Genomic DNA, 20654 nt, shown 5'->3' on the forward strand with positions numbered 1-20654 from the left:
ATTTTTTCCTTACGGCATGAACCTTACTGTCACGCCGCTGATACCCTCCGGTGTCAGCGGCGTTTTTTCTGGGAGAATGGAGATGGCCCTTCTCTACAAGGCGGACCCGGTGCGCGGTGCGACTTGGCAAAAGCTCTTCGCCGCCGAGGCGCCGGAGATCGATTTCCGCCACTGGCCCGATACCGGCAACCCTGCCGATATCCGCTATCTGGCCGCCTGGACGGTGACGCCGGACCTGCTGGCCAGCCTGCCCAATCTGGAAGTGCTGTTTTCCACCGGGGCCGGGGTGGACCAGTTGGACCTGACCCAGGTGCCCGATCATATCCAGGTGGTGCGGATGGTGGAACCGGGCATCACCGAGGGCATGGTGGAATATGCCAGCTTCGCCACCCTGGCCTTGCACCGTCATATGCTGCATTATCGCAAGGCCCAGGCGGAAGCGCGGTGGGCGCCGATCAAACTGGTGCCGGCACAAGATCGTCGCATCGGCGTGATGGGGCTGGGCAATCTGGGTCGGGCGGTGCTGGCCCGGCTGGGCAGCTATGGCTTCCCACTGTCGGGCTGGTCGCGGTCACCCCAGCAGGTGGAGGGTGTCACCTGCCATGCCGGGGCGGAGGCGATGCCGGCCTTTCTGGCGGGCTGCGATATCCTGATCTGTCTGCTGCCGCTGACGGCGGAGACACGCGGCATTTTGTGCCGCAAAATCTTCGATCTGCTGCCCGATGGTGCCGCACTGGTCAATGTCGGCCGGGGCGGTCATCTGGTGGAATCCGACCTGCTGGCGGCCTTGGATGCCGGAAAACTCTCCGGTGCCGTGCTGGATGTGACGGAACCGGAGCCGCTGCCGGCCGATCATCCCTTCTGGCAACATCCCGCTATCCTGTTGACGCCGCATATCGCCAGCATGACCCAGCCGGAAACGGCCGCCCGCGTGCTGATGGGCAATATCCGGCAGCATCGCCAGGGTCTGGCGATGCTGGGAACTGTCGCGCGCGGACGCGGATATTAAGGAAAAGGTGATGCGGCAGACTGTGCCGCAGACCCTGCCGAAAAGGCCGATAAATATCCATCCACCCTCCCCAATCGGGGGGAAGTTCCGCCCCTCCCATGCGCTAATTGCCTTGTCGCGGACGCCATTCAACGGGTGATCCGCCGGACCGATCCAAACCGCGAGCGGCCCCGAGAACCGGCCATTCGCCCGATGTGAAGGACAGATCGCCATGGCCCCCTTCCGGCCCAAATTCATCACCTTCGACTGCTACGGCACGCTGACCCGCTTTCGCATGTCCGACATGGCGCGGGAGATGTTCCCCGACCGTATCAAGCCGGAGGATATGGACCGGTTCTGCAAGGATTTCGCAGCCTACCGGCTGGACGAGGTGCTGGGCGCCTGGAAGCCCTACCGCGAGGTGATCCATAATTCCGTGGAGCGCACCTGCAAGCGCTGGAAGATCGAATTCCGCCCGGAAGAAGCCGCCCGCATTTATGAGGCGGTGCCGACCTGGGGGCCGCACGCCGATGTGCCGGCCGGCCTGGCCAAGGTGGCAAAGGAGATCCCGCTGGTGATCCTGTCCAATGCCGCCAACGAACAGATCCACCATAATGTGGCGATGCTGGGCGCGCCGTTCCACGCCGTCTATACCGCCGAACAGGCCCAGGCCTATAAGCCGCGCCTGCAGGCGTTTGAATATATGCTGGACCAGCTGGGGGCCGACCCGAAGGACATCATGCATGTCTCTTCCAGCTTCCGCTATGACCAGAACTCCGCCACCGATCTGGGCTTTGGCGCCCGCGTCTTCGTGGCGCGCGGGCATGAACCGACCAACCCGAATTATCGGGATTTTGAAATCCCGCATATCGGCATCCTGCCGGCTTTGGTGGGGCTGTAACCCATCATGGCGGACCGGAAAACCCTCTCCTATTGGCTGGATACGGCACCCGGCTTCACCGGCGGGGTGACCGGTCCGGTGGAAGGCCGGGTGGATGTCGCCATCATCGGCGGCGGCTTCACCGGCCTGTCCGCCGCCCTGGCCCTGCGCAAACGCGGGGCCAGCGTGGCGGTGCTGGAAGCCGGCCGTATCGCGGGGGAGGCTTCCGGCCGTAATGGCGGCCAGTGCAACGCCGGCACAGCACATGATTTCGCCGGTCTGGTCGCCCGCTTCGGGCGGGAAACGGCGGCGCTCTACTATAACGCCCATGTGCAGGCCGTCAGCGATGTGGAGCAACTGGCCAGGGAAGAAGGCATCGATTGTGCCTTTCGCCGGGCCGGTCGGCTGAAGCTGGCGGCCAAGCCGGAACATTATGCCAAGCTGGAAAAGGCTTATGAAAGCCTTGCCACCATCGACCCGCATGTAACACTGGTGCCGCGGGCGACCCTATCGGCGGAAATCGCCGGCGACGCCTTCCATGGCGGCCTGCTGCAAGGCACCAGCGCGCAGCTGCATGTCGGCAAGTTTGGCGTCGGGCTGGCAGAGGCGGCCAGTCGCCGGGGGGCGATGATTTACCAACAGGCCGCCGTCACCGGCCTGTCACCCCAGGGCAAGGGCTGGCTGGTCACCACCCCGCGCGGCACGCTGACGGCCGGGCAGGTGCTGGTGGCCACCGGCGGCGCCAGCCCGCAGGGGCCGTTCGGCTGGTTCCGCCGCCGCATTGTCTCGGTCGGCAGCTTCGTCATTGCCACCGAACCGCTGTCGCCCGAACTGGTGGCCCGGCTGTTCCCCGGCAACCGCAATTATGTGACCAGCAAGAATATCGGCAATTACTTCCGTCTGTCGCCGGATAACCGGCTGATCTTTGGCGGGCGGGCGCGCTTCGCCGTGTCTGATCCGTTGTCGGACCAGAAAAGCGGCCGCATCCTGGAAGCCACCATGCGCAGCCTGTTCCCCGAATTGCGCGATACGCGCGTGGATTATTGCTGGGGCGGCATGGTGGATTTGACGGCCGACCGGTTGCCGCGCGCCGGGGAGCAGGACGGGCTGTTCTACGCCATGGGCTATAGCGGGCATGGCGTGCAGATGTCCGTCCATATGGGCGAACGCATGGCCCGTGTGATGGCGGGGGAGCGCGCCGCCAACCCCTGGGCTGGGCTGGATTGGCCGGCAGTGCCGGGCCATCTGGGCAAACCCTGGTTCCTGCCGCTGGTCGGTCTTTACTACCGCATTCAGGATATCCTGCATTGAGGGGCGGCATGGGCCTTTCGCGTCGAACGCTATTGACAGCCGGCATGGCCGCCAGTGCCCTGCCCCTGCTGCCAGCCTGGGGACAGGCTGCACCACAGCCCCGGACCGGGGGCCGCATCCGGGTGGCTGGCATGTCCAGCTCCACCGCCGATACAACGGACCCGGCCAAGGGGGCCCTGTCCACCGATTATATCCGCCATCACATGCTCTATTCGGGCCTGACGGAATATGGTGCCGACCTGCGGCCCCGGCTGGCTCTGGCCGAGGCGATGGAAAGCAGCGACCAGATCACCTGGCGGGTGAAGCTGCGCGATGGCGTGCGCTTTCATGATGGCAAACGGCTGAATGCTGAGGATGTGGTGTTCAGCCTGACCCGCCATCTGGACCCGGCCGGCGGGTCCAAGGTGCGGCCCATCGCCAGCCAGTTTGCCGAGATCAGGGCCACCGGCCCGCTGGACCTGACCATCACCCTGACCGGGCCCAATGTCGATCTACCCGCCATGCTGGCGCAGTCGCATTTCCTGATCATCGCCGCCGGGGCGCAGCATTTCAGCCGCCCCAACGGGACCGGCCCCTATCGGATCAAAAGCTTCGTGCCGGGTGTCAGCACCATCGTCACCCGCAATGACGATTTCTGGAAGCCCGGCAAACCCTATCTGGACGAGATCGAGCTGATCGGCATTCCCGATGAGGTGTCGCGCGTCAACGCGCTGCTGTCCGGCGATGTGCAGATGGTGATCGCGGTCAATCCGCGGTCCATCCGCCGCATCCGGGAAAGCGGCACGCATGAGATGTTGGAGACACCCAGCGGGCTTTATACCAATCTGATCATGCGCGTTGATGGCGGTATTACCGGCAACCCGGATTTCATGCTGGGCATGAAATATCTGTTCGACCGGGAACTGGTGAAGCGCGCCCTGTTTCGTGGCTCCGCCATCATCGCCAATGACCACCCGATCCCGCCCTTCCACCCGTTCTTCCGGGCCGACCTGCCGCAACGAAACTTTGATCTGGACCGGGCGAAATATCATTTCGCCAAGGCGGGGCTGGGTGCGTCGCGCCTGCCCGTCTATACCTCCACCGCCGCAGAGGGGTCGGTCGATATGGGCTCGGTTCTGCAGGAATATGGCGCCCGGGCCGGGTTGAACCTGGCCATCAACCGGATGCCGGCGGATGGTTACTGGTCCACCCACTGGATGAAACATCCGCTGAGTTTCGGCAACACCAACCCGCGCGCCACGGCCGATCTGGTGTTCAGCCAATTTTACAAATCCACCGCCGCCTGGAACGAGACCGGCTGGAAGAATGAGCGGTTCGACCGGCTGCTGCTGGAAGCCCGCGCCACGGCGGACGAACCGCTGCGCGCCCAGATTTACGGGGAGATGCAGGAGATTGTCAGCAATCACTGCGGCACCGCCATCCCCGTCTTCATCAATCTGATGGATGGCTATGACAAGCGGCTGAAGGGGCTCTACCCCGTGCCGGTCGGCGGCTTCATGGGCTATGCCTTTGCCGAACATGTCTGGTGGGAGGGTTAAACCGATGGCCGCACCCCCGACATCCCGCGAAAGCGGCAACGCCTTCCTGTTGATCCTGCTGGCCAAGCGGGTGGCGTCCGGCCTGTTGACCCTGTTTCTGGTATCCCTGGTGGTGTTCATCATCAGCGGGCTGTTGCCCGGTGATGCCGCGCAGGAAATGCTGGGGCAGAGTGCGACGCCCGAAGCGGTGGCAGCGCTCCGCCAGCAGATGGGGCTGGACCAGCCGGCCGCCGTCCGCTTCCTGCGCTGGCTGGCCGGGCTGCTGGGGGGCGACCCCGGCTTCTCCCTGGTCGCCAACATGCCGGTGGCGGACATCATTGCCAGCCGGCTGCCCAATTCCCTGATCCTGGCCGCCCTGTCCACCCTGGTGGCCGTGCCGCTGGCCCTGACCATCGGCATCACCTCGGCCATGCGCCAGGGCGGGCGGCTGGACCGGGCCTTGAACACCACCACGCTTGCCATGGTGGCACTGCCGGAATTCCTGATCGCCACCATCGCCGTGCTGATCTTCGCGGTGGAACTGCGCTGGCTGCCCTCCATCGCGCTGGTGCCGGCCCAGGGCGGTTTCCTGGACCTGCTGCGGGCATTGGCCATGCCCATCCTGTCGCTGTCCATCATCGTGGTGGCACAGATGGCGCGAATGACGCGGGCCGCCATCATCGCCCAACTGGGCCTGCCCTATGTGGAGATGGCGCGGCTGAAGGGCGTATCGCCGGCCCGGCTGGTGCTGGTGCATGTGCTGCCCAATGCCATTGCCCCCATCGTCAATGCCATGGCGCTTTCGCTCTCTTACCTGCTGGGCGGGGCGGTGATTGTGGAGACGATCTTCAATTATCCAGGCCTGGCCAGCCTGATGGTCAATGCCGTCACCAGCCGCGACATGCCGCTGTTGCAGGCCTGCGCCATGATCTTCTGCTGTGCCTATCTGTCGCTGGTTCTGATTGCCGATACCGTCGCCATCCTGGCCAACCCGAGGCTACGCAACCGATGAGCGCCATCGTGGAGAAGAAACAGGCTGAAGGACTCGCCTCCCCCGGCTGGGCCGCCCGGCTGCCGCTGGCCGGCAAGGTGGGGTTGGGGCTGGTGATCTTTTGGATTGCCACCGCCATCGCCGGGCCCTGGCTGGCGCCTTATGATCCCGGTGCCTTCGCGCATCAGGATGTGTTCGCCGGCTTTGGCGCTGCGCATTGGCTGGGCAGTGATTATCTGGGCCGCGATGTGTTGAGCCGGGTGCTCTCCGGTGCCCGTTATTCCGTCGGGCTGGCGGCGGCGGCCGCCATCGCTGCCAGTTGCACCGGCACCGGGCTGGCCCTGATCGCGGCCTTGGCACCGCGCTGGCTGGATGAGCTGTTGAGCCGGTTCATCGATACGCTGATTTCCATCCCGTCAAAGATTTTCGCCCTGGTGCTGGTGGCGGCGGTCGGTTCGTCACTGCTGCTGCTGTTCCTGATCGCCGCCTTTATCTATATCCCCGGCGCCTACCGCATCGCCCGGTCGCAGGCGGTCAATCTGGCGCAGATGGATTATGTGCAGGTGGCCCGCACGCGGGGCGAAAAGGCCGCCTATATCGCCATCCGGGAAATATTGCCCAACATGCTGCACCCGATGCTGGCGGATTTCGGCCTGCGCTTTGTCTTCATCGTGCTGCTGCTGTCCGGCCTGTCCTTTCTGGGGCTGGGGGTGCAGCCGCCGGATGCCGATCTGGGATCGCTGGTGCGGGAGAATATCTCCGGCCTGGGCGAAGGGGCCCCTGCCATCCTGGTGCCGGCGCTGGCCATCGCCACCCTGACCGTCGGTGTCAATCTGCTGATCGACGCGCTGCCCCGGCGGCGCGGATCGAAGGAAGGATAAGCACCATGAAACCACATGTGGAGGTCAAGGGGCTGCGCGTCACCGCCGGGGGCAAGGATGACAGCGCCATCACCATTGTAGAGGGGGTGGATTTCACCATCCCGCGCGGTGGCGTGCTGGCGCTGATCGGCGAAAGCGGATCGGGCAAGACCACCATCGCCCTGACGCTGATGGGCTATGCCCGCAGCGGCTGCCGCATCGCCGGCGGCAGCATAAGGCTGGGCGATACCGACATTTTGGGGCTGGATGAACCGGGGCTGGCCGCCTTGCGCGGTGATCGGGTGGCCTATATCGCACAAAGTGCCGCTGCTTCCTTCAACCCGTCCAAGCGCATCATGGATCAGGTGGTGGAACCGGCCCTGATCCATGGGCGGATGGACCGCAAGACGGCCGAAGCAAAGGCCGTTTCCCTGTTCAAGGCGCTGGCCCTGCCCCAGCCGGACAGTATCGGCAACCGTTATCCGCATCAGCTTTCCGGTGGGCAGTTGCAAAGGCTGATGGCGGCGATGGCGCTGATCACCGGGCCTGAACTGGTGATCCTGGATGAACCGACGACCGCCCTGGACGTGACCACGCAGATTGAGGTGCTGCGCGCCTTCAAGCACGCCGTGGCCAGCCAGGGGGCCACGGCCATCTATGTGTCGCACGATCTGGCCGTGGTGGCGCAGATGGCCGACCAGATTCTGGTGCTGAACAAGGGGCGGGTGCGCGAAGCCGGGGTCGCCGCCCAGGTGCTGCAAAGCCCGACGGATGATTATACCCGCACCCTGATGGCGGCCGCCCGTCCGGCGCCGAAGCCGGCCCCGGCAGTGCCGCCGGCCCAGGCGCCCTTGCTAGAAATCAAGGGCCTGTTCGCCGGCTATGGCAAGGTGGACAATACCGGACGGCCAGAAATCCCCGTGTTGCGCGATATCAGCCTGTCCATCGCCAAGGGGGCCACGCTGGGGGTGATCGGGGAAAGCGGGTCCGGTAAATCCACCCTGGCCCGCGTGGTGGCCGGGTTGATCCGCCCGGCCAGCGGGGCGGTGAATTTCGACGGGCAACGCCTGCCCGGTGGGCTGGAACAGCGCAGCCGCGACCAGTTCCGCCGCATCCAGCTTGTCTTCCAGAACGCGGACACGGCCCTGAACCCCGCCCACAGTGTGGAAGAGATACTCGGCCGCCCCTTGCGCTTCTATCACGGGCTGAAAGGGGCGGCACAGCGCAAGCGCATGGCCGAGCTGCTGGACCTTATCCGCCTGCCCGCCAGCTTGGCGGGGCGGGCCTGTAGCGGCCTGTCCGGCGGGCAGAAACAGCGCATCAACCTGGCCCGCGCGCTGGCCGCCAAGCCCGACCTGATCCTGTGTGATGAGGTCACCTCGGCCCTGGATACGGTGGTGGGGGCGGCCATCCTGGATCTGCTGGCCGAACTGCGCCGTGAACTGGGGCTGGCCTATATGTTCATCAGCCATGATATCGGCACCGTGTGTGCCATCTGTGATGATATCATGGTGCTGTATGGCGGCACGGCGGTGGAAATCGGTCCGCGCGCCGCCTATCAGGCCCCGCCCTTTCATCCCTATACCGATCTGCTGGTCGGCTCCGTGCCGGAATTGCGGGCCGGCTGGCTGGAGGAACAGGCGGCAAGGCCCGCCCCGCCCGCCATCGGGCCGGCGCTGGATGGCGCCGATCTCTGCCGGTTCCTGCCGCGTTGCACCGCCCGCATTGACGGTCTATGCAACCAGTTCACCCCGCCGCGCCATCACCTGCCCGGCGGCAGCGATATTCTGTGCCATCACCCGGAGGCGGTGAATTGACCCAAGGACGTTTCGTGCGGCTGGCCGAACAGGACCGTGCGCCGCTGACCCTTCATGTGGACGGCCAGCCGGTAACGGCGATGGAAGGCGACACGCTGATGGTGGCCATGCTGGCGGCCGGCAGGGTGCTGCGGACATCGGAATTCGGTGATGGCAAACGCGCCGGTTTCTGCCTGATGGCCGCCTGCCAGGATTGCTGGGTCTGGACGGAGGATGGCAGCCGCCTGCGCGCCTGTTCCACCCCGGTCAGCACCGGTTTGCGTATTTCCACCAGCCAGCCGGGGGCATCATGGCCGACCGCGAAGTAACCCCCCGTGTTGTGGTGGTGGGGGCCGGCCCTGCCGGCGTGCGCGCCGCGCAAACCCTGCTGGAAGCCGGCATCCGCCCGGTGGTGATTGACGAGGCCGCCCGCGCCGGCGGCCAGATTTACCGCCGCCAACCGGCCAATTTCCGCCGTACCCATCAGGAACTTTATGGCACGGAAGCCGCACGCGCCCAGGCGGTGCATGATGGTTTCGATGCCATCGCCGTGGCGGTGGATTACCGGCCCGACACGCTGGTCTGGAACATTGCCGATGGGCAGGTCTGGACCGCCTCGGAACAGGGATACGCCACCCTGCCCTATGATGCGCTGATCCTGTGCACCGGGGCCACCGACCGGCTGATGCCGGTCAAGGGCTGGCATTATGCCGGGGCCTATAGTCTGGGGGCGGCACAGGTGGCGCTGAAGGCGCAAGCCTGCGCCATCGGCGCCAATGTGGTGTTCATGGGCAGCGGGCCGCTGCTTTATCTGGTGGCCAGCCAATATGTGAAGGCGGGCGCCAAGGTCGCCGCCGTGCTGGACACCTCCCCCTTCAGCAACCGGCTGCGCGCGGCGGTGGATTTGATCGCCCAGCCCGGCATCCTGGCCGATGGTGTGGCGCTGACCCGCGCCCTGGCCAAGGCCGGCGTGCCGGTGCTGACCGGGGTGACGCCGCTGGAAATCATCGGGGATGCCGAAAACGGCGTCAATGGTGTACGCGTGCGGCTGGCCAATGGCACGGAACGGGAATTCGCTGCCGATGCGGTGGCGCTGGGCTATCATTTGCGCCCGGAAACCCAGTTGGCCGATCTGGCCCGCTGCGAGTTCGCCTTCGATGCCAAGACCAGGCAATGGCTGCCCAAACGCGACCTGGATGGGCGGGCCAGCGTGGCCGGCGTCTATCTGGCCGGCGATGGCGCCCGCATCCTGGGCGCACGGTCGGCAGAGGTCAGTGGCAGGCTGGCCGCCTTGGCGGCGCTGGCTGATCTGGGCCGCCCGGTGGACCCGCTGACAGTGACCCATCTGCGCCGGCAGGTGGCATCCTATGCCCGCTTCGCCCGTGGCCTTGCCACCGCCTTCCCCTGGCCGCATGAACAGGCGGCCAACCTGCCGGATGAGGCCATTGTCTGCCGTTGCGAGGCCGTAACGGCCGGCGATCTGCGCCGGGTGGTCAATGAAACGGGAGCGAAAGAGGCCAACCGCGCCAAGGCGTTCAGCCGGGTCGGCATGGGCCGGTGCCAGGGCCGCTATTGCGGCCATGCCGGGGCGGAGGTGATTGCCGCCTGCGCCAATATCCCGGTGGAACAGGTGGGCCGCCTGCGCGGACAGGCCCCGGTGAAGCCGTTGCCGGTCGCCATTGCACCGGAAGGGGAGGAATGATCATGGCAAGCCCGGTTTCCGTCAGCGATGTGCTGATTGTCGGCGGCGGCCTGATGGGCACGTCCGCCGCCCTGTTCCTGCGCCAGCGCGGCCGTTCCGTCACCCTGCTGGAAAGCGATCTGGTGGGACGGCAGGCCAGCGGCACCAATTTCGGCAATGTGCGCCGGCAGGGTCGGCCCATCCACCAATTGCCCCTGGCCAACCGTGCCCTTGCCATCTGGCGCCGCGCCAATGAACTGCTGGGCGCGGATGTGGAATATCTGCAATCCGGCCATATCCGCGTCTGCTATCGGGAGCGGCCGGAAAATATCGCCAAGATGGAGGAATATGCGGCCGAGGCCCGGCATGTCGGGCTAGACCTGGAACTGTTGACCGGCAATGCCCTGCGCGACCGCTTTCCCTTTTTCGGGCCGGATGTGCTGGCCGGTTCCTATTCCGCCATGGATGGCCACGCCAACCCGCGCCTGACAGCACCTGCCTTTGCCCGTGCCGCACAAAGGGCCGGCGCGCAGGTGTTTGAAAATACCCGCATCATCCATGCCGCCAAGCAGGGCACGGATTTCGTGGTGACGGCGGAGGATGGCCGCAGCTTCCGGGCGCCCATCCTGCTGATCACCGCCGGGGCCTGGGGCAATAAACTGTCGCAGCAATTCGGGGAGCCGGTGCCCATCACCCCGCGCGGGCCGAATATGAGCGTCACCGAACCGGTCCCCTATGCCATCGCCCCCGCCGTGGGCGTAATGACCCCGGTGGAGGAGGAGACGGTTTACTTCCGCCAGGTGGCACGCGGCAATATCATCCTGGGCGGCAGCACGCGCGGCCCGGCCCATCCCGACCAGTACCGCGCCTATGTGCTGCCGCAGAACACGATGAAGCAGTTGAAACAAATCCGCCGACTGGCCCCGGCCCTGGCCAACCTGAACATCATCCGTGTCTGGACGGGGATTGAAGGCTATCTGCCTGACAGTATGCCGGTGATGGGACGGTCGGCCACCACCAGCGGACTTTTCTACGCCTTTGGCTTTTCGGGTTCCGGCTTTCAGATCGGGCCGGGCGTGGGGGAGACGATGGCAGAACTGATCGATACCGGAACGACCGCGATAGACCTGTCTCATTACGATATCGCAAGGTTCCAGAAGGCAGAAAGCTGAGCTTTCAGCCACGCAAATGATCCACCAGCCGCCGGCTGCTGGCCGACAGGGCGGCATAATCGCGGATACAGATCAGCAATTCCCGGCTGGCCCAGGCATCCGCAATGGGGATGATGGCCAGCCGCATGGTACGGCTGGCACGCAGGGCGGTGGTTTCCGGCACAATGCCGATGCCCACCCCTGCTTCCACCATCAAGCAGACGGCATCGAAACTGCGCAACTGCACCCGCAGGCGCAGCCGGCCACCCGTGCGCATCGCCCGGTCGGCCAGGAATTGCTGCAGGGCGCTGGACGGGTCCAGCCCCACCAGATCGCGGGCCAGGATATCGGCGAAGCTGGCGGCGGGCCGCCCCGCCAGCGGATCGCCCTCCGGCACCACCAGCACCAGCCGGTCCGCGCGGAAGGGAAAGATCACCAGATCGCCCGTATCCACCGTGCTGGCGACAATGCCCAGATCGGCGGCGCCTTGCGCCACCAGCCCGACAATTTCGTCACTTAACCGTTCCTGCAGATCAATGGTGATGCCGGGGCAGGCCACCAGAAAGCGGCCCAGCGCTTCCGGCAGGAATTCCGTCAGCGCATTGGTGTTGCAAAGCAGGCGGACGCGCCCGCCCGCCCCGTCGGCAAACAGTGCCATGTCGTCGCGCATCCGCTCAGCCTCCCCCAGCAGGGTGCGGGCATGGGCCAGCAGGGCATGACCGGCAGGCGTCAGCACCACGCCCTGGCGGCTGCGGTCGAACAGGCGGGTGCGCAAGGCCGCTTCCATTGCACGCACCCGGGTGCTTGCTGCCGCCAGGGCGATATGTGCCCGCGCCGCGCCGGCTGTGATGCTGCCAGCCTCGGCGATATGGCGGAACAGGTTCAGATCATCCAGATCGGGCGGGTGCATCGCATCCTCTGTTTTTTACGAAGGATTACCTTCGATAATACAGATACCAAGCGGGAAAAAGCCTCTGTAGCTTACAAAAAAACGAAGGATGGACGCGCTATGCCCGCCGATCTGCTGCTCCCCACTGCCCTGGTTGCCGTGACGATTGCGCTGTGGGCAACCGCGCGCCTGCCGGAATATCTGACCGCTTTGCTGTTCTTCGCCGGGGCCACCATCCTGGCCGTGGCCCCACCGGGGGTGATCTTTTCCGGCTTCGCGTCGGCGGCCTTCTGGTTGATCCTCAGCGGCTTTGTGCTGGGGGCGGCCATCCGCAAGGTGGGGCTGGCGGATCGGGCCGCCCGCTGGCTCTCCCCCCATCTGACCGGTTCCTGGTGGCGCATGGTGGCCGGCGTGGTGGGTATGACCTATGCGCTGGCCTTCGTCATGCCCTCCAACATGGGGCGGATTGCCCTCCTGATGCCGATCATTATGGCCATGGCCGACCGGGCAAAGCTGCTACCGGGCAGTACCGGGCGGGCGGGGCTGGCCCTGGCGGTGGGGTTCGGCACCTTCCAGCTTTCGGCCAGCATTCTGCCGGCCAATGTGCCCAATCTGGTGATGGCCGGCGCGGCGGAGGCGACCTATGGCGTGCATCTGGCCTATCTGCCCTATCTGCTGCTGCACGGGCCGGTGCTGGGTATCCTGAAGGGGCTGCTGCTGATCGCCTGTATCCGCCTGCTGTTCCCGGCCATGCCGCAGCCGGTGACGGATGATCAGGCGCCCTCCCCGCTGACAACAGCGGAAAGGCGGCTGGGCCTGTTGCTGCTGGCAACATTGGCCCTGTGGATGACCGACACGCTGCACGGGATATCCCCCGCCTGGATCGGTCTGGCATCGGCCTGCCTCTGCCTGCTGCCCCGCATCGGCTTTCTCAGCGGGGAGGATTTTGCCAGTGGCGTCAATTTTCGCACCTGTCTCTATATTGCCGGCATTCTGGGCCTGGCAGCCGTCGTCGCCCATACCGGGCTGGGGGCCTTGATCGGGACCGGGCTGTTGCGCCTGCTGCCGCTGGACCCACAGGCACCGGCCGGTAACTTTGCTGCCATTGCCGGGTTGGTGGCTGCCCTGAATTTCGCCGTCACGGCCAATGGCGTGCCTGCCATCTTCACCCCCCTGGCCAGCCAGTTGGCGGGGGCCACTGGCTTTTCCCTTACCGGGCTGCTGATGATCCAGGTCATCGGCTATGCCACGCCGTTGCTGCCCTATCAGTCCTCCCCCATCGCGGTGGCGATGGGGATGGCGCAGGTGACGGCCCGGCAAGGGATCAAGCTGTGTCTGGCCGTGGCCCTGGGTACCTATCTGATCCTGCTGCCGCTGGATTATCTATGGTTCAACCTGCTGGGCTGGTTGTGAGGTTGTGACAAGGCGGTCAGCATGGCGGCAGCCCAGCCCGGCGCCTGGGCCACGGCATCGCCGATCAGGATCAGGGCCGGCGCCTCTGCCGGAACTGCCATGGCGGCCGCTTCCATCTGGCTTACCGGGGCGAAATGGTGGCTGGCATCCGCCCGGCAAGCATTGGCGATCAGCGCCGCCGGCGTTTGCGGGGGAAGGCCGGCTTTCATCAATGCATGGGCAATGTCCCCCGCCCGGTCGCGGCCCATATAGATGGCCAGGGTGGTGGTAGGGTCGGCCATGCTTGCCCAGTCGATGGCGTCGGTGTCCGCCCGGCTCTGGCACTGCGCCGTCACCAGCCGCAGGGACCGGGCAACGCCGCGATGGGTCAGCGGCAGGCCCAGCATGGCGGCGGCCCCGGCCGCGGCGGTGATGCCGGGGATGATGCGCACGGCAATCCCCTGTTCGCGCAGATAGGCTGCCTCCTCCCCGCCGCGCCCGAAAATGAACGGATCGCCCCCCTTCAGCCGCACCACCCGCAGGCCCCGCCGGGCGAAGGCCGCCAGCATCCGGTTGGTGAAGCCCTGGGCGACGGAGGGAAGACCCGCCCGCTTGCCCACTGGCACCAGCCGGCATTCCCGCCGCGCCAGCGACAGAATAGCAGGGGATACCAGCGCATCATGCAGAATGATGTCCGCCGTCTCAATGGCGCGGGCGGCGTGCAGGGTCAGCAGGCCGGGATCGCCGGGACCGGCACCGACCAGCGCCACCGCGCCGCCTTCGCCCTGCCCCGCCGCATCATGCTTTTCCAGTTCAGCCAGGATGTAGGCGGCGGCGGCATCCTCCCCCATCTGCATCAGCCGGTCAGCCTGTTCACCGCCCAGCATCCGGTCCCAGAAACGCTGCCGCGCCCGCGTGCCGGACAGCTGCGCCCGCACCTGGGAGCGGCAGCGCGCCGCCGCACGGGCCAGCCGGCCGATGCCGGCGGGGATGGCACTTTCCAGCCGCTGGCGGATGATGCGGGCCAGCGCCGGGGCATCACCGCCGGTGGAAACAGCCACCACCACGGGGGCGCGGTCCAGAATGGCCGGCACAATGAAATCGCACTGTTCCGGCACATCCACCACATTGACCGGCACATTGCGGGAAAAGGCGGCGGAGCGGATACGGTCGGTCAGGTCCGGGTCACCGGCCCCGTCAATGGCCAGCACCACCCCATCCAGCAGACCGGGACGGAAATCGCTTTCCCAGCGCGCGATGGACTGGGCGTGCAGCAATTCAGCCATTTCCGGTTCCAGCCGTGCGGCCAGCAGCAGGATGTCGGCCCCGGCACGGTGCAGCAGCCGGGCCTTGGCAGCAGCGGCATCGCCCCCGCCGGCCAGCAGCACGCGGCGGCCCCGCAGATCCATGAAGACCGGGAAATAGGGCATCGGCCCTTCAGGCGGCAACGACGGGTGCAGCATGACGGATGATCTCCTTAATCTCGGGAACGCAGGAACCGCAACCGGTACCGGCGGATAACAGCTTGCCCACCGCTTCCACACTGGTGGCGCGGCCATCGGCAACGGCGGCGGCGATGGCCGCGCGGCCGACGCCGTAGCAGGAACAGACAATGGGACCGGCATCGGCCCCAGCATCGCGCGATCGGCCAGCCAGCAGCAGGGCGCGGTCAGCGGCGGACAGGGCGGGCTGGGCAAACAGGCGGGCCAGCCAGTCACGCGCCACCTGGGGGCGCTGCGGGCCGATGAATAGGCAGGCGACCAGCCGCCCCTGGTCCAGCCAGGCATGACGGGCGATGGCGCGGGTGGCATCCTGATATTCCAGATGCTCGCAATCCCCCAACCCTGTCAGCACAGGCGGTGCATCGCCCGCCAGTTCGTGGATGCGGCAATCCCCCGCCTCCTGCCGTACCCAATAGGGCACATCATCCAGCGCCAAGGGCAGCACCAGGGACCGGGCGGTGAACAGCAGCCCGGCCCATTGGGTGCGCCAGGGCTCCACCCGCACCGGCACATGCTTGCTTTCCGGCTGGCCGGAAATGGCATCCACATGGCCGGTGACCAGCCGGCTGATCCCGCCCCGGCTGGCAAACAGATCGTTCCAATGCATGGGAAGGAACACCTGTCCCGGCCGCTGATCATTGGTGATGGACAGGCGCATCACCACCTCCCCCCGCAGGCTGGTGACGCGGGCCAGATCGCCCTCCTCCAGCCCGCCGGCCGCCGCATCATCGGGGTGCATTTCCAGCAACGGTTCGGGCCGATGCGCCGACAGGCGGGCGGCCAGCCCGGTGCGGGTCATAGTGTGCCACTGGTCTCGATAACGCCCGGTATTGGCGATCAGCGGAAAGCGCAAGGAGGCGCGTTCTACCGGCGCCTGCTGGCGCACAGCCACCATGCGGGCCTTGCCATTGGCATGGCTGAACCGCCCGTCGCCATAAAGCCGGTCCGTTCCCCGCTTGGCCCCCGCCAGCAAGGGCCATTGGAAGGGGGCCATCTGCTGGTAATCGCCGTCCCGTACCCGCGCCATGGCGCCGATATCAAAGGCGCGCAAACCATCATTTTCAAAATCCGAGAGGGCGGCATGTTCGCGGAAAATCTCCACCGCCGTGCGATAGGGAAAGGCCGCCACAAAACCCATGGCCCTGGCCACCTGGGTCATGATCCACCAATCCGGTTTCGCCTCCCCCGGCCCTTGGCGGAAGGCACGCTGGCGGGAAATCCGCCGTTCAGAATTGGTGACGGTGCCGTCCTTCTCCCCCCAGCCCAGCGCCGGCAGGCGGATATGGGCATGGCGCAGGCTGTCAGTATCCGTGACGATATCGGAGACAATGACCGTGGGGCACAGGGCCAGCGCATCGCGCACCAGATCGGATTCCGGCAGGCTGACGGCGGGGTTGGTGGCCATGATCCACAGCGCCTTGATCCGCCCATCGCGGATGGCGCGGAACATGTCCACCGCCTTCAAGCCCTGGCCACCCTTCAGCGCTGGTGCCTTCCAGAACCGGCGCAGCCGTTCCACATCCAGCGGGTCATCGGGGTTCATATGGGCGGCCAGTTGGTTGGCCAGCCCCCCCACCTCCCGCCCGCCCATGGCATTGGGCTGGCCGGTGACGGAAAAGGGGCTGGAACCCGGCTTGCCCACCCGGCCCGTGGCCAGATGCACATTCAGGATGGCATTCACCTTGTCCGTCCCGCGTGAGGACTGGTTGACCCCCTGGCTGAACACAGTGACGGTGCGCGGGGTGACGGTGAACCAGTCGTAGAAGGTGGCCAGATCGGCGGGGTCCAGGCCGCAGCTTTCCGCCACATCGGCGGCATCGGCGTATGCTGCCTCCAGCGCTGCCTCCAGCCCCTGCACATGGCGCAGCGCATAGTCGCGGTCGATGGCACCCGCCTGTTCTAGATGGGCCAGCAGACCGTTGAACAGGGCGACATCGCTGCCGGGTTTTAGGGCAAGATGCAGATCCGCCAAGTCAGAACTGGCGGTGCCGCGCGGGTCGATCAACACCACGCGGGTGCCACGCTGCTGGCGCGCCGCGCGCAACCGTTGGGCCAGCACCGGATGGCACCAGGCGAGGTTGGAGCCGACCAGCACCACCAGATCGGCCAGTTCCAGATCCTCATAACAGCCGGGCACCACATCGGCCCCGAAGGCGCGTTTATGCCCGGCCACAGTGGAGGCCATGCAAAGCCGGGAATTGGTGTCGATATGCGGGCTGCCAATGAAGCCTTTGATCAGCTTGTTGGCGACATAGTAATCCTCCGTCAGCAACTGACCGGAGACGTAGAAGGCGACGGCATCGGGGCCATGGTCGGCCAGGGTGGCCAACAGCCGGTCAGCCACGGCGCGGATGGCGCTGTCCCAGGGGGCGGGGTTTCCATCGACCATCGGCTGGGTCAGGCGCACATCGCCTTTAGCTTCCGCCGTGACAGTATCAATCAGGGCCGCCCCCTTGGAGCAGAGCCGGCCCTTGTTGGCAGGATGGTCGGGATCACCACCCACAGCCCAGCCATCGCGCGTGGCACTGACGATCACGCCACAGCCAACGCCGCAATAAGGACAGGTGGTGCGGATTTCGGGGGTGGGCATGGGGGCTCCGGGTTGGGGGGAGGAAGCGCGAGGTTCGAGACGGACAGAACCGCTTGCTCTTTCCTGCTTTCCCCGCGGAAGCGGGGATCCAGGGGCCAAGGGCTCTGAAGCGTGGTTCTTGTGGCCCTGGACCCCCGCTTTCGCGGGGGAGGCAAATAAAAAATTGAAGACGGAAGACGACCCGCCCCCTACCCCACCAACCCCAACAGCACCCGGTCCCCCTCCACCCGCACCGGGATATGGCCGGTGCAGCCTTCGTCCGGGCCGGTCGCCGCGCCCGTTGCAAGGTCAATCACCCAATTATGCAGCGGGCAGGTCACGGCATGACCATGCACAATGCCTTCTGACAGAGGCCCCTTCTTGTGCGGGCATTCATCGCGCAGGGCGAAGATCTGATCATCAATGGTGCGGAACACGGCGATGCGGCCAGCCGGGTGTTCCACCCGCCGCGCGCCCTGCACCGGAATGTCGGTAAGCTGGCCGATATCTTTCCAATCAAGCGGACGGTGCATGATGGTCACTCCACAGTAGCAAGCGTGCGGAAATCACGGGCGGCGGCGGTGCCGGGGGCGCGTTCGGCCCAGGGATCGACCTGGGCATGGCGCTGGCTGGCCAGGAACCTTTCATGCAGGGCGCGGCGGTTTTCGGCGTCATCCACCACCCGCGCCTTGACGAAATCCAGCCCCACCCGCTCAATCCAGGGGGCGGTGCGTTCCAGGTAGTGTGCTTCTTCGCGGTAAAGCTGCATGAAGGCGGCGCAATATTCCTGCACCTCTTCTTCCGTCGTCACCTTGGCCAGCAGGTCGGTGCCGCGTAGTTTGATGCCACCATTGCCGCCGACCAGCAGATCGAAACCGCCATCGGTGGCGATGACGCCGAAATCCTTGATGGTGGCCTCTGCACAGTTTCGCGGACAGCCGGAAACCGCCATTTTGAATTTGTGCGGCGTCCAGGAACCCCAGGTCATGCGTTCCAGATTGACGCCGACCTCCAGCGATTTCTGCGTGCCAAAGCGGCACCAGTCCGACCCGACGCAGGTCTTCACCGTGCGCAGCGACTTGCCATAGGCGTGACCGGAGACCATGCCCGCCGCGTTCAAATCGGCCCAGACGGCGGGCAGATCATCCTTCTTCACACCCAGCAGGTCGATGCGCTGACCGCCCGTCACCTTCACGGTGGGGATGTCAAACTTCTCCACCACATCGGCGATGGCGCGCAGCTCGCTGGCATTGGTCAGCCCGCCCCACATGCGCGGCACAACGGAATAGGTGCCGTCTTTCTGGATATTGGCGTGGACCCGTTCATTCACGAAACGGCTGGCGGCGTGATCAACATATTCACCGGGCCAGGAGGCCAGCAGATAATAATTCAGCGCCGGGCGGCAGGAATGGCAGCCATCGGGCGTCTTCCATTCCAGCGCCTGCATCACATCGGGGATGGATTTCAGCCCCTGCACACGGATCAGGCGGCGCACGCTGTCATGGTCATGGTCGGTGCATTTGCACATCGGCTTGACGCCAGCCGCCTGATAATCCCCACCCAGCGTGTGGGCCAGCAACCCTTCCACCAGACCGGTGCAGGAACCACACGAAGCCGATGCCTTGGTGCAGGCCTTCACCGCATCCAGCGTGGTCAGGCCCTTCTCCTGAATGGCCTTGACGATGGTGCCCTTGCAGACGCCGTTGCAGCCGCAGATTTCCGCCGTATCAGGCAGCGCCGCAACGGCGGCGGTAGGGTTTGCCGCACCGCCTTCCGAAGGGGCGAAACCCTGGCCGAAAATCAGCGTATCACGCAGGGGCGAAACATCCTCCCCCGCCCTCAGCAGTTGGAAATACCAGCCACCATCACCGGTATCGCCATACAGCACCGCCCCCTTGATGCGGCCTTCTTCCAACACGATCCGCTTATAGATGCCGCGCCCGGCATCGCGGAACACGATATCTTCGGTCCCCGGACCGCCGCTGAAATCGCCGGCGGAGAACACATCCACGCCGGTGACTTTCAGCTTGGTGGAGGTGACGGAGCCGGCATAGCCAACGCCCTTGCGCCCGGCCAGATGGTCGGCCAGCACCTTGGCCATCTCAAACAGCGGCTGCACCAGGCCGTAGCAGGAGCCACGATGCTGCACGCATTCACCCACCGCCATGATGGCGGGGTCGCTGGTGACCATATGGTCATCCACCAGGATGCCGCGCCCCACCTCCAGCCCGGCGGATGTGGCCAGCCTTGTATCCGGGCGGATGCCGACAGCCATCACCACCAGATCGGCGGGCAGTTCGGTGCCATCCTTCAGGGCCACGCCGGTGACATGGCTGTCGCCCAAAATGGCGGCCGTGTCAGCCCCGGTCAGCACGGTCAGCCCGCGCCGTTCCAGTTCCTTGGCCAGCAGATGGCCGGCAGAGGCATCCAACTGGCGTTCCATCAGATGGCCGGCCAGATGCAACACCGTCACATCCATGCCGCGCGCCTTCAGCCCGACAGCGGCTTCCAGCCCCAGCAAGCCACCGCCGATCACCACGGCATGGCCGCCCTTGGCGCTGGCGGCCAGCATGGTATCCACATCATCCACATCGCGGAAGGTGACAACGCCGGGCAGGCGGGCACCGGGAATGGGAATGACGATGGGCATGGAGCCGGTGGCGATCAGCAGCCGGTCATAGGGGCATTCCAAGCCGGATTTTGTGATGACGACCTGCCGCTGGCGATCAATCATCTCCACCGCGTCGCCGGCGTGAAGGGTAACGTCGTTAGCCGTATACCAATCCCGGTCATTGATGACGATCTGGTCGAAGGTCTTTTCCCCCGACAGCAACGGCGACAGCATGATGCGGTTGTAATTGACCCGTGGTTCGGCGCCAAAGACGCTGATGTCATAAAGGCCGGGGGCCCGGTCCAGCAATTCTTCCACGGCGCGGATACCGGCCATGCCGTTGCCGATCACGACAAGGCGGGGCTTGTGGGCGCCGTCGGGGGGAGAAGAATGGTTGGTCGTCATGTCGGTCCATCCTCGCTCGCGCAAAAAATGCGCAATAAAAAAGGCGTCCGACCATGCAGCCGACCCGCAAGGGATCGATCACATGTTCGGACGCCATTATCCGGTGGGGCC

16 protein-coding genes are annotated in these 20654 nt (G+C 65.7%); 11 read left to right on the plus strand and 5 right to left on the minus strand.

Annotation, left to right across the window (positions count from 1 at the left end; genetic code table 11):
• The first annotated feature begins 82 nt into the window (after positions 1 to 82).
• The 10 genes from CHB97_RS06875 to CHB97_RS06920 all read left to right on the plus strand — a co-directional run bounded on the left by CHB97_RS06875 (position 83) and on the right by CHB97_RS06920 (position 11196).
• Positions 83 to 1009: a glyoxylate/hydroxypyruvate reductase A gene (locus tag CHB97_RS06875; protein ID WP_089287322.1), complete on the plus strand. Its 927-nt coding sequence runs from the start codon at positions 83 to 85 to the stop codon at positions 1007 to 1009.
• 211 nt (positions 1010 to 1220) lie between these two features.
• Positions 1221 to 1889, plus strand: a complete 669-nt coding sequence (locus tag CHB97_RS06880) for a haloacid dehalogenase type II (protein WP_089287209.1) — start codon at positions 1221 to 1223, stop codon at positions 1887 to 1889.
• A gap of 6 nt (positions 1890 to 1895) precedes the next feature.
• Positions 1896 to 3179, plus strand: coding sequence for an FAD-binding oxidoreductase (locus CHB97_RS06885; protein ID WP_089287210.1), 1284 nt, complete (start codon positions 1896 to 1898; stop codon positions 3177 to 3179).
• A gap of 44 nt (positions 3180 to 3223) precedes the next feature.
• A complete protein-coding gene (locus CHB97_RS06890; RefSeq protein ID WP_244559440.1) occupies positions 3224 to 4717 on the plus strand; it encodes an ABC transporter substrate-binding protein in 1494 nt (497 codons plus the stop codon).
• 4 nt (positions 4718 to 4721) lie between these two features.
• The gene (locus CHB97_RS06895; RefSeq protein ID WP_089287212.1) at positions 4722 to 5708 is read left to right on the plus strand and encodes an ABC transporter permease; all 987 of its coding nucleotides are present in this window, start codon (positions 4722 to 4724) and stop codon (positions 5706 to 5708) included.
• Positions 5705 to 6568: an ABC transporter permease gene (locus CHB97_RS06900; protein ID WP_089287213.1), complete on the plus strand. Its 864-nt coding sequence runs from the start codon at positions 5705 to 5707 to the stop codon at positions 6566 to 6568. Before CHB97_RS06895 ends, CHB97_RS06900 begins: the two co-directional genes overlap by 4 nt.
• Before the next feature lie 5 nt (positions 6569 to 6573).
• The gene (locus tag CHB97_RS06905; RefSeq protein WP_089287214.1) at positions 6574 to 8364 is read left to right on the plus strand and encodes an ABC transporter ATP-binding protein; all 1791 of its coding nucleotides are present in this window, start codon (positions 6574 to 6576) and stop codon (positions 8362 to 8364) included.
• Positions 8361 to 8672 carry a (2Fe-2S)-binding protein gene (locus tag CHB97_RS06910; protein ID WP_244559441.1) on the plus strand — a complete coding sequence of 104 codons (312 nt, stop codon included), beginning with the start codon at positions 8361 to 8363 and terminating at the stop codon, positions 8670 to 8672. The genes CHB97_RS06905 and CHB97_RS06910 overlap by 4 nt, the downstream gene beginning before the upstream one ends.
• Positions 8654 to 10045, plus strand: coding sequence for an NAD(P)/FAD-dependent oxidoreductase (locus CHB97_RS06915; protein WP_089287215.1), 1392 nt, complete (start codon positions 8654 to 8656; stop codon positions 10043 to 10045). The genes CHB97_RS06910 and CHB97_RS06915 overlap by 19 nt, the downstream gene beginning before the upstream one ends.
• A 2-nt stretch (positions 10046 to 10047) precedes the next feature.
• Positions 10048 to 11196 carry an FAD-binding oxidoreductase gene (locus tag CHB97_RS06920; protein ID WP_089287324.1) on the plus strand — a complete coding sequence of 383 codons (1149 nt, stop codon included), beginning with the start codon at positions 10048 to 10050 and terminating at the stop codon, positions 11194 to 11196.
• Positions 11197 to 11200: 4 nt separating this feature from the next.
• Here the strand turns inward: CHB97_RS06920 and CHB97_RS06925 are convergent, their stop codons facing one another.
• Positions 11201 to 12085, minus strand: coding sequence for a LysR substrate-binding domain-containing protein (locus tag CHB97_RS06925; RefSeq protein ID WP_089287216.1), 885 nt, complete (start codon positions 12083 to 12085; stop codon positions 11201 to 11203).
• A 99-nt stretch (positions 12086 to 12184) separates the two neighbouring features.
• On the opposite strand from CHB97_RS06925, the gene CHB97_RS06930 reads away from it, so the two are divergent.
• Positions 12185 to 13477: an SLC13 family permease gene (locus tag CHB97_RS06930; RefSeq protein ID WP_089287217.1), complete on the plus strand. Its 1293-nt coding sequence runs from the start codon at positions 12185 to 12187 to the stop codon at positions 13475 to 13477.
• Here the strand turns inward: CHB97_RS06930 and cysG are convergent.
• The 4 genes from cysG to nirB form a co-directional block, all read right to left on the minus strand.
• Positions 13444 to 14919 carry a siroheme synthase CysG gene (gene cysG / locus CHB97_RS06935; protein ID WP_089287218.1) on the minus strand — a complete coding sequence of 492 codons (1476 nt, stop codon included), beginning with the start codon at positions 14917 to 14919 and terminating at the stop codon, positions 13444 to 13446. The two genes, CHB97_RS06930 and cysG, sit on opposite strands and share 34 nt — an antisense overlap.
• Positions 14894 to 17548 (minus strand): nitrate reductase, encoded by a 2655-nt coding sequence (locus CHB97_RS06940; protein WP_089287219.1) that lies wholly within the window; start codon positions 17546 to 17548, stop codon positions 14894 to 14896. The genes cysG and CHB97_RS06940 overlap by 26 nt, the downstream gene beginning before the upstream one ends.
• Positions 17549 to 17736: 188 nt before the next feature.
• Positions 17737 to 18060 carry a nitrite reductase small subunit NirD gene (nirD, locus tag CHB97_RS06945; protein WP_089287325.1) on the minus strand — a complete coding sequence of 108 codons (324 nt, stop codon included), beginning with the start codon at positions 18058 to 18060 and terminating at the stop codon, positions 17737 to 17739.
• A gap of 5 nt (positions 18061 to 18065) precedes the next feature.
• A complete protein-coding gene (gene nirB / locus CHB97_RS06950; protein ID WP_089287220.1) occupies positions 18066 to 20543 on the minus strand; it encodes a nitrite reductase large subunit NirB in 2478 nt (825 codons plus the stop codon).
• Positions 20544 to 20654 lie beyond the last annotated feature (111 nt).

This window comes from Azospirillum sp. RU38E (assembly GCF_900188385.1).
Taxonomy (GTDB): Bacteria; Pseudomonadota; Alphaproteobacteria; order Azospirillales; family Azospirillaceae; genus Niveispirillum.